At 74.4% G+C, this 12,582-nt stretch carries 11 protein-coding genes; 1 reads left to right on the top strand and 10 read right to left on the bottom strand.

The window, feature by feature from the left end:
* The first annotated feature begins 57 nt into the window (after positions 1–57).
* Positions 58–4,164: a type VII secretion protein EccCa gene (gene eccCa, locus EBO36_RS15580; RefSeq protein WP_244925339.1), complete on the top strand. Its 4,107-nt coding sequence runs from the start codon at positions 58–60 to the stop codon at positions 4,162–4,164.
* A 340-nt stretch (positions 4,165–4,504) separates the two neighbouring features.
* Here eccCa and EBO36_RS02070 read toward each other — a convergent pair whose 3' ends face one another.
* The 10 genes from EBO36_RS02070 to EBO36_RS02025 all read right to left on the bottom strand — a co-directional run bounded on the left by EBO36_RS02070 (position 4,505) and on the right by EBO36_RS02025 (position 12,519).
* Complete coding sequence (locus tag EBO36_RS02070; protein WP_122823160.1) at positions 4,505–4,981, bottom strand: helix-turn-helix domain-containing protein; 477 nt, start codon at positions 4,979–4,981, stop codon at positions 4,505–4,507.
* A gap of 122 nt (positions 4,982–5,103) precedes the next feature.
* Positions 5,104–5,700 (bottom strand): ClpP family protease, encoded by a 597-nt coding sequence (locus EBO36_RS02065; RefSeq protein ID WP_122823159.1) that lies wholly within the window; start codon positions 5,698–5,700, stop codon positions 5,104–5,106.
* Positions 5,697–6,314: a ClpP family protease gene (locus EBO36_RS02060; protein WP_122823158.1), complete on the bottom strand. Its 618-nt coding sequence runs from the start codon at positions 6,312–6,314 to the stop codon at positions 5,697–5,699. Before EBO36_RS02060 ends, EBO36_RS02065 begins: the two co-directional genes overlap by 4 nt.
* Before the next feature lie 63 nt (positions 6,315–6,377).
* Entirely contained in the window at positions 6,378–6,686 is a 309-nt protein-coding gene (locus tag EBO36_RS02055; protein WP_122823157.1) for a hypothetical protein, read from the bottom strand.
* Positions 6,687–6,848: 162 nt separating this feature from the next.
* Positions 6,849–7,676 (bottom strand): maleylpyruvate isomerase family mycothiol-dependent enzyme, encoded by an 828-nt coding sequence (locus EBO36_RS02050; RefSeq protein ID WP_222928753.1) that lies wholly within the window; start codon positions 7,674–7,676, stop codon positions 6,849–6,851.
* Between the two features lie 133 nt (positions 7,677–7,809).
* Positions 7,810–9,408, bottom strand: a complete 1,599-nt coding sequence (locus EBO36_RS02045) for a multicopper oxidase family protein (RefSeq protein WP_122823156.1) — start codon at positions 9,406–9,408, stop codon at positions 7,810–7,812.
* Complete coding sequence (locus EBO36_RS02040) at positions 9,405–9,839, bottom strand: hypothetical protein (protein WP_122823155.1); 435 nt, start codon at positions 9,837–9,839, stop codon at positions 9,405–9,407. The genes EBO36_RS02045 and EBO36_RS02040 overlap by 4 nt, the downstream gene beginning before the upstream one ends.
* Positions 9,840–9,986: 147 nt before the next feature.
* Positions 9,987–10,649 carry a response regulator gene (locus tag EBO36_RS02035; RefSeq protein WP_122823154.1) on the bottom strand — a complete coding sequence of 221 codons (663 nt, stop codon included), beginning with the start codon at positions 10,647–10,649 and terminating at the stop codon, positions 9,987–9,989.
* Positions 10,646–11,806: a sensor histidine kinase gene (locus tag EBO36_RS02030; protein ID WP_206515608.1), complete on the bottom strand. Its 1,161-nt coding sequence runs from the start codon at positions 11,804–11,806 to the stop codon at positions 10,646–10,648. The genes EBO36_RS02035 and EBO36_RS02030 overlap by 4 nt, the downstream gene beginning before the upstream one ends.
* 98 nt (positions 11,807–11,904) lie before the next feature.
* Positions 11,905–12,519, bottom strand: a complete 615-nt coding sequence (locus EBO36_RS02025; protein ID WP_164471296.1) for a hypothetical protein — start codon at positions 12,517–12,519, stop codon at positions 11,905–11,907.
* Between the last annotated feature and the right edge of the window lie 63 nt (positions 12,520–12,582).

The raw sequence follows: 12,582 nt of genomic DNA, 5'->3' as shown, positions 1-12,582 counted from the left end.
GCCGCCCTATATTGGGCGCGCCCCGGGCGCGGTGCCCTGGTATGAGGAGGGGACCGCATGTCCAGCGCGATGGAGGAACGGCTGAGCCCGCCGGAGATGCCGACCGGCCGGATCGAGCTCGACCCGCCGCCGGAGCTGTACCAGGGCGAGGGGCTCGGCGGCTCGCTCATGATGCTGCTGCCCATGCTCGGCGGGCTCGGCAGCGTCGTTTTCGTCGCGGTGGGCAATCCCGGTCCCATGGGTTTCATCGCCGGTGGGATGTTCTTCCTCACCATGGGCGGTTTCGTCGGCGTCATGCTCTGGCGCAACATCTCCATGCGCCGCACGCGTGTGACCGACAACCGCCGGTCCTACCTCCGTTACCTCGGCAAGATCCGCGCCCAGGCGCGCAGCGCCGCGAACCAGCAGCGCGCCGCCCTCACCTGGCGGTTCCCGCCGCCGGCCGCGCTGCCGTTCGTCGCCACCGAGACCGCCCGCGTGTGGACGCACGCCCCGGACGACCCCGAGTTCCTCCTCGTGCGCTACGGCACCGGCCCCCAGGAGCTCGCCACCGAGCTCGTCCCGCCGGAGACCGACGCGATGGACACGCTCGACCCGGTCACCGCCTCCGCGCTGCACCGCCTCCTCAAGACCCACCGGGTCCAGTCGCGCCTGCCCTCCACCGTCCTCCTGTCCGGCTTTGCGCGCATCGAGCTCACCGGTCCCGCCGAGCACGTGCGTGCCCTGGCCCGGTCGATGGTGTGCTCCGCGGCGACCTCGACCGCGCCCGCCAACCTCACGATCGCCGTCGTCACCAGCGCGGCGGAGCGCGAGGAGTGGGAGTGGGTCAAGTGGCTCCCCCACGCCCACTCCCCACTCGTCACCGACGCCGCCGGCCCCGCCCGGCTCATCGTCGACGACGTCGACGAGCTCCTGCCCCTGCTGCCCGCCGAGGTGCCCAACCGGGGCCGGTTCGTCCCCGGCGCCGAGCCGACCCTGCCGCACCTGCTCCTCGTCGTCGACGGGGGCAGCGCCCCGGAGACGAGCCCGCTGCTGCCGCCCGAGGGCGTCTCCGGCATCACCGTCGTGGAGCTGCCCGAGGCGTGGGAGGAGCTCACCGACCCGACCCGGCTGCGCCTGCACGTGGAGACGTCGCCGCACCACGACACCGTCGTCGTCTCCGCGGTGCGGCCCCGCGCCGAGCCGGTCACCGGCGAGGCCGACGCGATGTCGGTGACCCTCGCGCAGGCGGTCGCCCGGCGGCTCGCGCCGCTCGGCGACGACCACCGCACGGGCGAGAGCGACGGCAGCCGCAAGGTCGAGGAGCTCACCGACCTGCTGGGCCTCGGCGACGTGCGCGACCTCGACGTCCGGCGCTCCTGGCGCCCGCGCCCCGAGCGGGACCGGCTGCGGGTGCCGATCGGTGTCTCCCTCGAGGGGACACCGGTCTACCTCGACCTCAAGGAGTCCGCCCAGCAGGGCATGGGCCCGCACGGCCTCGTCATCGGCGCCACCGGCTCCGGCAAGTCCGAGCTCCTGCGGACCCTCGTCCTCGCCCTGGCGATGACGCACTCCTCCGAGACGCTCAACTTCGTCCTCGTCGACTTCAAGGGTGGCGCCTCGTTCGCCGGCATGGCGGGCATGCCGCACGTCTCGGCGATCATCACCAACCTCGGCCAGGAGCTCTCCCTCGTCGACCGCATGCAGGACGCGCTCAGCGGCGAGATGGTCCGCCGCCAGGAGCTCCTGCGCCGGTCGGGCAACTACCAGTCGGTGCGGGACTACGAGCGGGACCGGGCCGCCGGCGCCAAGCTCGCGCCGCTGCCGAGCCTGCTCATCGTCGCCGACGAGTTCTCCGAGCTCCTCGCCGCCAAGCCCGAGTTCACCGACCTCTTCGTCGCCATCGGCCGGCTGGGCCGTTCGCTCGGCATCCACCTCCTGCTGTCCTCACAGCGGCTCGAGGAGGGTCGCCTGCGCGGCCTCGACTCCCACCTGTCCTACCGGATCGGTCTGCGCACGTTCTCCGCGTCGGAGTCGCGGGCCGTCCTCGGCGTCACCGACGCCTACGAGCTGCCCCCGGTCCCCGGCCGCGGCTACCTCAAGGCGGACCAGTCCACGCTCACCGGCTTCCAGGCCGCCTACGTCTCGGGCCCGCCGCCGCGTCGCGACGGTGTCGTCGCGGGCGACGACGGCGCGGCCCCGACCCGGGCGCACGTCCTGCCGTTCCGCGCCGGCCCGGTCCACGCCGACGAGGACGTCGAGGCCACCCTGGTGCGGCCCGGCGCGCTGCCCCCGGCGCTCATGGGCGCGGACGGCGCGGCGCACGCGTTCGTCGAGGGGCTGCTCGCCGGCGCCGCTGCCGGCGGCGGCGCCGGTGCTGGTGCTGGTGCTGGTGGTGGCGGTGGTGGCGGCGGGAGCGCCAACGGCCGCGGCGGCGACTCCAAGCTGTCGACGTTCGACATCGCGGTGCAGGCCATGACCGGCAAGGGGCCGGCCGCCCACGAGGTCTGGCTGCCGCCGCTGGACGTGCCCGACACCTTCGACGGCATGATGCCGGACCTCGCCGTCGACCCGGAGCTCGGGCTCATCTCGCGCGCGTGGCGCGAGCGCGGGCCCCTCACGTTCCCGATCGGGACCGTCGACGTCCCCAAGGAGCAGCGCCGTGAGGTCGCCGTCTGCGAGCTCGCCGGCGCGCGCGGCCACGTCGGCGTCGTCGGCGCCCCCCGCAGCGGACGCTCGACCCTCCTGCGCACCATCGTCACGGGCATCGCCCTCACCCACACGCCGCGCGAGGCCCAGATCTACGTCCTCGACTTCGGCGGTGGCACGTTCTCCGCCCTGTCCGGCCTGCCGCACCTGGCGGGGATCGGCATGCGCGCCGAGCCCGACGTCGTCCGCCGGATCGTCGCCGAGGTCTCCGGCATCGTCGACGCCCGCGAGCGCGCCTTCCGCCGCCACAAGATCGACGGCATCGAGACCTACCGCCGTCGTCGGGCCGAGGTCGACGACGGCTACGGCGACATCTTCCTCGTCGTCGACGGATGGGCGACGCTGCGCAGCGACTTCGAGGACCTCGAGATGGAGCTGCAGGTCCTCGCCCAGCGGGCGCTGACCTACGGCGTCCACCTCATCACCTCCGCGACCCGGTGGATGGACTACCGCACCGCCGTCCGCGACATCCTCGGCAGCCGGTACGAGCTGCGCCTCGGTGACCCCCTCGACTCGGAGATCGACCGCAAGATCTCCGTCAACGTCCCGTCCGAGCGCCCCGGCCGCGGCCTCGTGCCCTCCCGGCTGCACTTCCTCGGCGCCCTGCCGCGGATCGACGCCCGGACCGACGCGGGCAGCCTGCACGAGGGGATCGACCACCTCGTGAGCACCATCGCCGGCGCCTGGCAGGGGCCGACCGGCCCCAAGCTGCGGCTGCTGCCCAGCAAGATCACCCTCGACGAGGTCCGCGAGCTGGGTGCGGCGTCGGCGTCGGCGTCGCCGACCAGCCTGCTCCTCGGCATCAACGAGCGGGCGCTGGCCCCGGTCCGGCTCGACGTCGACACGGACCCGCACCTGCTGGTCTACGGCGACGGCCGGTCCGGCAAGTCGGCGCTGCTGCGGACCTACCTCAGCGAGATCCTGCGCACCCGCACCCCTCGCGAGGCGCAGGTGTTCCTCGTCGACTACCGCCGCGCTCACCTGGGGTTCGTGCCCGAGGAGTACCTCGCCGCGTACAGCTCGAACTCCGGGCAGGCGCAGTCGGCGATCGCGGACATCGCCGGGTTCCTCGGCAACCGGATCCCCGGCCCGGACGTCACCGCCCAGCAGCTGCGCGAGCGGTCCTGGTGGACGGGCGCCGAGGCGTTCGTCGTCGTCGACGACTACGAGCTCGTCGCCACGAGCACCGGCAACCCCATCGCCGCGCTGCAGCCCCTGCTCGCTCAGGCCCGTGACGTCGGGCTGCACGTCGCCCTCGCGCGGCGGGCCACGGGTACCTCGCGCAGCTACGACCCGTTCATCACCGCGATCTCCGACCTCGCGCAGCCGGGCATCATCCTCAACGGGGACCCCAGCGAGGGCACGCTCATCGGTGCGGTCAAGGCGGCGCGCCAGCCGGCCGGGCGCGGGCGGATGGTCACCCGCGACCCCGGCTTCCAGGTCGTCCAGACGGCGTGGGTGGACCCCGCGGGCTGAGGCGCCGGGCTGGCGGCCGGCAGGCCGCCGGGCGCTCTCCCGCCCAGCCCGTTCAGCCGCGCGCGGCCGGCCGTTCAGCGGCGCTCGGTCAGCCGGTCAGCCGCTTATGGGTGATATCGCAGTGCTGATGGCGCTGGGATGTCACCCATAAGCGTCTGGACGTGGAGTTCGCCCCCCCCGAGGACGGGCCCGGCACGCTGCCCTCGCCGCGAGCACCGACGCCGGCCCTTCGCCCCCTTGGCCCCGCGAACCCGGACTTATGGGTGACATCGCAGTGCCTATAGCGCTGGGATGTCACCCATAAGCGCCTGGACGCCGAGGCGTCGCGCCGACCGCGGCGTCAGGCGGCGAGCAGGACGACGACGCCGAAGTCGCCGACGTCGCCGGACGGGCCCACGTGCGTCTCCGCCGAGAGCGAGAGGATCTGGACCGGCACCATCGGCTCGACCGGTGCGGGCCTGTCGCCGCGCTCCGTCGACGCCGGCGCCGGCGCCGCGGCCGGGACCGGGTCGAGCGGCGCCCAGGGCTCGCGGCGCTCACGTCGGGGCTCCGCGGCGGCATCGAGGAGGGCCGTCGCGCTGCGGGTGAGGTCGGACAGCGTCAGCCCGAGCGCCTCGACGACGGCGGCCAGCACCTCCGAGGAGGGCTCCTTGCGCCCGCGCTCCACCTCGGAGAGGTACTGCGGAGAGACGCCGGCGCGGGCGGCGACGTCGGAGAGGATCTCGCCGCGCCCTTGCCGCGTCTCGCGCAGGACGACACCCACGACGTTGCGCCACAGGCGCCACCGCCTGCTGCTCGCTGCCTGCGCCGTTGCCATGCAGTGAGGCTAGGGGCTGCGTGGCGGGCAGGGGAAGAAGTGCCCTGAGAGCGAAATCGGGGCCCCCGTCAGAACGACGGCGGACCAGTGGCCGCCCCGACGCCCGGCGGGTCGGGCCGCCGTCAGAACGACGGGCGGACCGTGAGGACGTGGTCGGCGAGGCCGTAGTCGACGGCGGCCTGGGCGGTGAGGACGCGGTCGCGGTCGGTGTCGCGCCGCAGGGTGGCCAGGTCCTTGCCGGTGTGCGCGGCGAGGACCGCCTCCAGCTCGGCGCGCACCCGCACCACCTCGTCGGCGTGGAGGATGAGGTCGGGGATCGCGCCCTCCCCCCGCGCGGACGGCTGGTGGAGTACCACCCGGGAGTGGGCGAGGACCGACCGGCGTCCCGCCGCCCCGCCGGCGAGCAGCACGGCGGCCGGGCCCACCGCCTGCCCCACGCACGTGGTGGCGACCTCGGCGCGGATGTACTGGATCGTGTCGTAGACCGCGAGCATCGCGGACGGCGAACCCCCCGGGGAGTTGATGTACAGGTTGATCGGCAGGTCCGAGCTCACCGACTCGAGGTGGAAGAGCTGGGCGATGAGGGCGTTGGCGACGCCGTCGTCGATCTCCGTGCCGAGGTAGACGATGCGCTCGGCGAGCAGCTTGCTGTAGACGTCCATGGAGCGCTCGACGCCGCCGCTGCGCTCGGTGACGTACGGGATCGTGTACGAGCTCATCGCGCGCTCCCCACGCCCGCGGGGACCGGGGGTCCCGGCATGAGCTCCTCGAGCCCGTCGGCGACGCGGTCGATGAACCCGTAGGCGACGGCTTGCTCCGCGGTGTACCACCGGTCGCGCTGGGAGTCCTCGACGATGCGCTCCAAGGGCTGCCCGGTGTGCACGGCGATGAGGCCCAGCACCGTATCGAGGGTCTGGCGCAGGTCGTCGGCCTGGAGCTCGACGTCGACGGCGGTGCCGCCGATCCCGGACGACCCCTGGTGCATGAGGATCCGCGCGTGCGGGAGGGCGGCGCGCTTGCCCGGAGTGCCGGCCGAGAGGAGGAACTGCCCGGCGCTGGCCGCCATCCCGAAGGTCACGGTGCTCACGTCGTTGGGGATGGCCCGCATGACGTCCATGATCGCGAGCATCCCCGGGATCGAGCCGCCCGGGGAGTTGATCCAGAAGGTGATGTCCTTGCGCCGGTCCTCGGCCGAGAGCAGCAGGAGCTGGCTGCACAGGCGGTTGCTCAGCCGCTGGTCCAGCTGGTCCCCGAGGACGATGATGCGCCGCGCCAGCAGACCGGTGAGCAGCTCGTTGTCGATGGTGGAGAACGTCTCGCGGTTGTCGCTCATGGACCGAGTCTGTGGTCGGCCGGGCCGCCCGTGGAGCCCCTGCTGCCGTGGGCAGATCTGCTGTCAGCAGATCACCCCGCCACCTCCGCCGAGGACGACGACGGCGCCCGTCCCCAGGTCGGGGCCGGGCGCCGTGCCGAGCCGTACCGTGCCGAGCCGGAGCCGCCGGCGTCGTCGCGGCGGGTCCCGCGCCGCGGCGTCCCGGGGCGCGGCCGGCACCCCGGCCGACCTCGCCGATCCGGCGGGCCCGCGCCCTCTCATACGGACCGCGCGCACGAGGGGGGCGAGCAGGCCCGCGAGGAAGCCCGACAGCGGCGGGACGAGCAGGAGCGCGAGGAGCGCGGACAGCGGCATGGGGACGGTCCCGCTCATGGCCGCCGCGCCCGTGCCGCCGCTCCTCGTGCCGGTCCGGCGGAGCCTCTCCGAGGGTGGTGCACCACGCATGGTCGTGTCCCTTCGGTCGTCGTTGCCCATGCCTGGTAGACGTGGGCAGCCCGGGAAACGTGAGGTCGGCGTCCCGACGGCGCTGGCAGGTCAGCGCACGATGGCGAGCAGCGTCGTCACCGCGCGGCCGAGCTCGGCGTCGCCGCGCAGCACCGCCCGCGCGCGCGCGTCGTCGACGGCTATCCGACGGGTGGCGAGCCGCCAGAAGGTGTCCTGGTCGAGCACGACCTCGGCGGCCGCGGCGCCGCCCGCCGCCTCGCCGAGGGCCCACCCGTCGGGGCGGCGCACCGCCGTCCACGCGCCACCGGCCGGGCCGGTGACGCGCAGCTCGACGGAGGTGCCCACCGGGCGCTCCACCGACGCCACCGTGCGCGGCAACGCGCGCGCGAAGGTCGCGATGACCGGCCCCATGACGTCGGGGGTGTCGAAGCCCGGCTGGGCGACGGCGTCGCGCACCTGCTGCTGGTGGACCCAGAACTCGGTGTACTCGCGAGCCACGTCCAGCCACGCCGGCGTCCCCTCGCCCGCCCAGGAGACGTCGACGCCGGAGCGCCCGTCGAGGTCGACGTCGTCCCACACCCGGTCGAGCTGGGGACCGAGGTGCGCGATGAGGTCGACGAGCACCGGGGCGCTCAGCTGACGCGCGACGGCGACGAACTCCTCGTTCGCGGCGTTGATCCGGGCGGCAAGCGTCGGGCCGGGCGGCAGCGGCGCGCCGTGCCCGTCCCGGGCACCGGACAGTCGGCGCAGGTAGTCGTGGAGCACATGGGCGGTGAGGTCCTTGACCGTCCACCCGGGGACGGCCTCGCGCGCCCAGTCCTCGGGCCCGAGCGTCCCGAGGAGCGCGACCAGGGCGGTGCGCTCGGCGGGGAACAGCGGCCGGACGTCGAGGCGCGGGCCGAAGCGGTCGTCGGTCACGGGTTCGTCCTCTCCAGCGAGGGTGTGGCGGGGTGGGCGGGGCCGGGGCGCCGCGGGGTGGGGCGCCGTGGGGCGGGGAGCAGGCGATGCGGGCGCCGGGGGTAGGACCGGCGCCCGCATGAGGTCAGCGGATTCAGTGCGCGTGGCCGCCGTCAGCCCCGCCGGCAGCCCCGCCGCCGTCGCCGTCGTCGCCACCACCGTCGTCAGCCCCGCCGTCGCCGCCGTCGGCACCGGGGCGGCCGCCGTCGTGGTCCAGGTCGATCGTCGTCGGGGCGGACTCCCCCTCGCCGACGACGACGAACTGGCCCATGAGCCCCTCGTCCTCGTGACGCAGGAGGTGGCAGTGGAACATGTACGGGCTGTCGGCGTCGGTGAAGTCCTCGAACCGCATGATGAGGCGGTAGTCGCGCTGCGGCTCGAGGTAGACGGTGTCCTTCCACCCCATGAGCTCCGGCGGCGGCGGTTCCCCGCCAATGTCGAGCACCTGGAACTGGACGTCGTGGATGTGGAAGTTGTGCGGCAGGGAGTCGATGCTGCGGACCTCCCAGATCTCGGTCTGGCCCTCGTGCACCACCTCGTCGATGCGCTCGGGGTCCATGCTCCTGCCGTTGATCTGGCGGACGGCGAGGGTGAAGTCCCGCGTCACGCCTGCCTCGCTCTCCTTGATCCGGGGCACGTCGGCGAGGACGTCGGGCACCGGCGGCGACGGCGCGAGCATGGTGTCCGCCCGCAGCTCGAGGACGTCGAAGGTGTCCTCGCCGCCGAACGCCGCGGAGGAGGCCACCCGTCCGAGGTCGGGCTCGGAGGAGCGCAGGGTCACCTGCTCGCCCGGCGTGACGGCGACGACGATCTCCGCGCGCTCGCCCGGGGAGAGCCGGACGTCGGTGGTCTCGTGCGGCGCGGGGAGCAGGCCACCGTCGGTGCCGACGAGCTGGAAGCGGCGACCGTCGTCGAAGCCGAAGCTGTACGTCCGGGCGGTCGAGCCGTTGAGCAGCCGTAGGCGCACCCGCTCGGTGGACACCCCGAGGAAGGGGCCGACCGTCCCGTTGACCATGACCGTCTGGCCGAGGACCCCGGGCTCGGACTGGTTCTCCTCAAGGGTGAGCTGACCGGCGTCGTCGAACTGCTTGTCCTGGACGATGACCGGGATGTCGTCGACGCCGTACTGCGACGGCAGGTCCGGGGCGGCCTCGGGGTCGTCGAGAAGGAACAGGCCGGCGAGGCCCTGGTAGACGTGGCGCTCGGTCTCCCCGTGCGGGTGGGGGTGGTACCAGAGGGTCGCCGCTGGCTGGTCGATCTCCCAGGTGGGCCGCCACGTCTCGCCCGGCTCGACCATCTGGTGCGGCCCGCCGTCCATCTCAGGGGGCAGGTGCATTCCGTGCCAGTGGACGCTCGTCGCCTCCCCGAGCTCGTTGGTCACCTCCACCGCGACCCGCTCGCCGCGCTCGGCGCGCAGGGTGGGGCCGAGGTAGTCGCCGTTGAACCCCCACGTCCGGGTCTCGGCGCCGTCGACGAACGGCATCGAGCCCTCCTGGGCGGTGAGCTCGAAGACCCGGGTGCCGTCGGGCTCGACGCGGGAGGGCGCCAGGGGCGGGATCGCCAGCGGGGTGGTGAAGGGCACCTCCTCCACGCCGGGGAGCCCGCCGCCGACGAAGCCGCCGTCGCACGCGGCGAGCAGCGCCGTCGCGGCGGTGACGGCGACGGCGGTGGCGAGCCGCGACCGCCGGGTCATGTCCGCACCCAGTTGATGAGCAGGGCGAGCAGCCCGGCGATGAAGCCCCAGACCGTCTGGACGATGGGCAGCGCGATGATGCCGGCGACGGGGAACGGGGCGCCGATCCCGAGGACGCTGACGCCCCCGAAGAGGAGCGCGAGGTAAACCCCCGCGGTCAGGCCGGTGAGGGTGAGGGTGGCGAGCGGTCGGGCGACGTTGCGTCCGGCGACGACCGTGAGCCACACGGCGGTGACGAGGCCGACGAGCACGATCGCGTTGCCGCCGGTCTGGATGGCGCCGCTCGCGCGAGCCACGCCGATCACGAGCGGCAGGAGGGCGAGGCCGAGGATGAGGCCCGGGCGGAGCCCGGCCGACCTCTCCTCACGGGTCGGCCCCGGGGTGGGGCCGGGCGGGGGGTAGGAGGGAACGGAGCTGTGGGGATTCGTCATACCGAAAACGCTAGGAACCGGGCCGTCTGGGGTCATCGGCCCCCAGGCGTCGGTGGGGGCGACGCTGGGGGACGCGTCCGGTCGCCCTGGGGCGGTGCCGGCATCGACGGCGGCCTACGTCAGGCGTCGGCCCGCCGTCGGCCGGCGTCAGGCCAGGCCCGGGGCGATGAGCCCCGTCTCGTAGGCGAGGACGACGAGCTGGGAGCGGTCGCGGGCGTCGAGCTTGGTGAGCAGCCGCGAGACGTAGGTACGGGCGGTGGCCGGGGACAGGAACAGCACCCGGGCGATCTCCTCGTTGGACAGCCCCCGGCCCACCTGCTCGAGGACCTCCCGCTCCCGCTCGGTGAGGCGGCGCAGCGGGGTGTCGTCGGTGGTGGTGCGCGGTGCGCTCGCCAGCGAGCGCATGACGGTGCGGGTGACCGACGGCGCGAGCAGCGACTCCCCCGCGGCGACCACCCGGACCGCCGCCCGCAGGTCGCCGGGTGAGACGTCCTTGAGGAGGTAACCGGCCGCCCCGGCGCGGATCGCCTCGAACACGTGCTCGTCCTCGTCGAAGGTGGTGAGCACGAGGACCCGGACGGCGGCGAGCGCCGCGTCGGCGACGATCTGCCGGGTGGCCTCCAGCCCGTCGAGGTCGGGCATGCGGATGTCCATGAGGACGACGTCGGGGCGCATCTCCCGCACCCGGCGCAGCCCGCTGCGCCCGGTCTCCGCCTCGCCGACGACGGCGATGTCGCCGTCGTGCTCGACGAGGGTCCGCAGCCCCGTGCGGACCAGCTCCTGGTCGTCGACCAGCACGACGCGGATCATGGCTCCATCCTTCCCGGGAGCACCGCACGCACGGTGAACCCCCCGTCCCCCGAGCCACCGAAGGTGACCCGGCCCCCCAGCACCGCCGCCCGCTCCTGCATACCCGTGAGCCCCGCGCCGGGCCGGACGTCCCCGGCCGGCCCGTGGCCGTCGTCGGTGACGGTGACCTCGAGGAGCCCGTCGACGACGGCGGCGCGCACGTGGGCGCGGGTGGCGCCCGAGTGGCGCATGACGTTGGTGAGCGACTCCTGCACGATCCGGTAGGCGGCGGCGTCGACGGCGCCGTCGAGCGACCCGGCCGGGATGTCGAGGTCGACGTCGACGTCGATCCCCGCCTCCCGGCCGGCCTCGGCGAGCTGCGGCACGCCCGACAGGCCCACCGCCCCGCGCTCCGGCTCGACGCCCGGGGAGCGCAGCACCTTGACCGTCGCGCGCAGCTCGCGCATGGTCGCCGAGGTGACGTCGCGGATCTGCTGGACCGCCCGGCGGGCGGCGTCGTCGTCCTGGCCCACCGCCTCGGCGGCGACGTTCCCGTGGACGGCGATGACGGAGAGGGTGTGCCCGACGACGTCGTGGAGGTCGCGGGCGATGCGCATCCGCTCCTCGTGGACGCGCTGCTCCGCTCGGCGCTCCTGCTCGGCGACCTGCACGCGGTGCAGCTGCTCCTGGTGCTCACGCGCCTCCCGACGGGAGCGCACGCTGACGCCCAGCGCGATCGCGGCCGCGACGAGCGCGGCGTTCGTCAGGAGTTCGTAGCTGAAGAGGTAGTCGGCGGGACGGCCCTCCTCGACGAGGGCGAAGACCGACACGGCGACGAGGAAGATGGCGACCCGGATCGCCCACAGCGTCCGGCCCGCCTCGGCAGCGGAGAAGAAGGCCGCGGCGACGGGCAGCGCGATGCCCACCGGGGGGAAGTCGAGGGCGTAGTACACGAACAGGGCGAGCACGGTGAGCGCGAGGACCACGCGGGGCGCGCGCCGCCGGAAGAGGACGAGGACGCCGAAGCCGACCGCGAAGAGGTAGGCGCCCACGCCCGCGCGGCCCGTCTCGTCGAGGTCGGCGGCGATGACGAGGGCGACCGCGAGGCCCACGCCCACGCCGAACAGGGCGTCGAGCAGACGCTGGTCGACGCCCTCCGTGGCCTCGGTGCGGGACACCACACCAGGGTAGGAACTGCCCGGCGCCCGGGCCACGACTTCGGGGGCACGGATGAGGTCGTTCCCCGGCTCCGGCGCGCGGCGCAGTGGTCGCACGGTCACACCGGTGGCCCGCCGGGGTCGGGCCCGGTGTTGCCCGGGTGGGGCCACCGGCCGGGGTCGCCGGGGGCCGGCCGCTGGTCGGTGGGGCCGGGAACTGTGTCGGGCGCAACGGTTCGCTGCGTCCGTCCGGTGGTGCGGGGCGGCCCGAGCAGGCGCTGGAGGCCGCCGGCGAGCACTCCCGCGACGGCGCCCATCGCGGCCGACCGGGCGATCTCGAGGGCCGCCCCGATGGCGAACGCACCGGCGCTGACGCCTTCCAGACGCAGCCCCAGGACCAGCCACATGAGCATGAGGACACTGCCGTAGACGACGCCGGCGAGCGTGAGGGTGCGCACCGGGTGGGGCACGCGCGCCAGGCCCACGCCGCCGATCCAGATGACAGCGACCACCACGACGTTGAGCAGCACGGTGCCGAGCGGGCCGAGGGCTGCCGGGGCGCCGACGAGCTCGGTGAGCGGCCACAGCAGCGCGAGGCTGCCCAGCCCGAGGACGAGGGGCCAGCTCACCGGCGCCGGGGCACTCGCCGGCGCAGGCGCACTCGCCGACGGAGGCGGCCCGTGGTGGGGCTGGTTCTCCGGCGGCGGGTAGTGCGGAGGCTGGTCGTGGCTCATGCGGGGACACTACGAACGGGCGCCCGCCCCCCACATCGGCCCGGCGGCGTCGATGACGGTCGA

The organism is Georgenia faecalis, from assembly GCF_003710105.1.
Lineage (GTDB): Bacteria > Actinomycetota > Actinomycetes > Actinomycetales > Actinomycetaceae > Georgenia_A > Georgenia_A faecalis.
This window is presented reverse-complemented; position numbering and strand designations above follow the sequence as displayed.

What these genes read in the sequence shown, in the direction of transcription:
- eccCa (WP_244925339.1), top strand. Translation starts at nt 58, where the DNA reads ATGTCCAGCGCGATGGAGGAACGGCTGAGCCCGCCGGAGATGCCGACC.
- EBO36_RS02070 (WP_122823160.1), bottom strand. Translation starts at nt 4,981, where the DNA reads ATGGCAACGGCGCAGGCAGCGAGCAGCAGGCGGTGGCGCCTGTGGCGC.
- EBO36_RS02065 (WP_122823159.1), bottom strand. Translation starts at nt 5,700, where the DNA reads ATGAGCTCGTACACGATCCCGTACGTCACCGAGCGCAGCGGCGGCGTC.
- EBO36_RS02060 (WP_122823158.1), bottom strand. Translation starts at nt 6,314, where the DNA reads ATGAGCGACAACCGCGAGACGTTCTCCACCATCGACAACGAGCTGCTC.
- EBO36_RS02055 (WP_122823157.1), bottom strand. Translation starts at nt 6,686, where the DNA reads ATGAGCGGGACCGTCCCCATGCCGCTGTCCGCGCTCCTCGCGCTCCTG.
- EBO36_RS02045 (WP_122823156.1), bottom strand. Translation starts at nt 9,408, where the DNA reads ATGACCCGGCGGTCGCGGCTCGCCACCGCCGTCGCCGTCACCGCCGCG.
- EBO36_RS02040 (WP_122823155.1), bottom strand. Translation starts at nt 9,839, where the DNA reads ATGACGAATCCCCACAGCTCCGTTCCCTCCTACCCCCCGCCCGGCCCC.
- EBO36_RS02035 (WP_122823154.1), bottom strand. Translation starts at nt 10,649, where the DNA reads ATGATCCGCGTCGTGCTGGTCGACGACCAGGAGCTGGTCCGCACGGGG.
- EBO36_RS02025 (WP_164471296.1), bottom strand. Translation starts at nt 12,519, where the DNA reads ATGAGCCACGACCAGCCTCCGCACTACCCGCCGCCGGAGAACCAGCCC.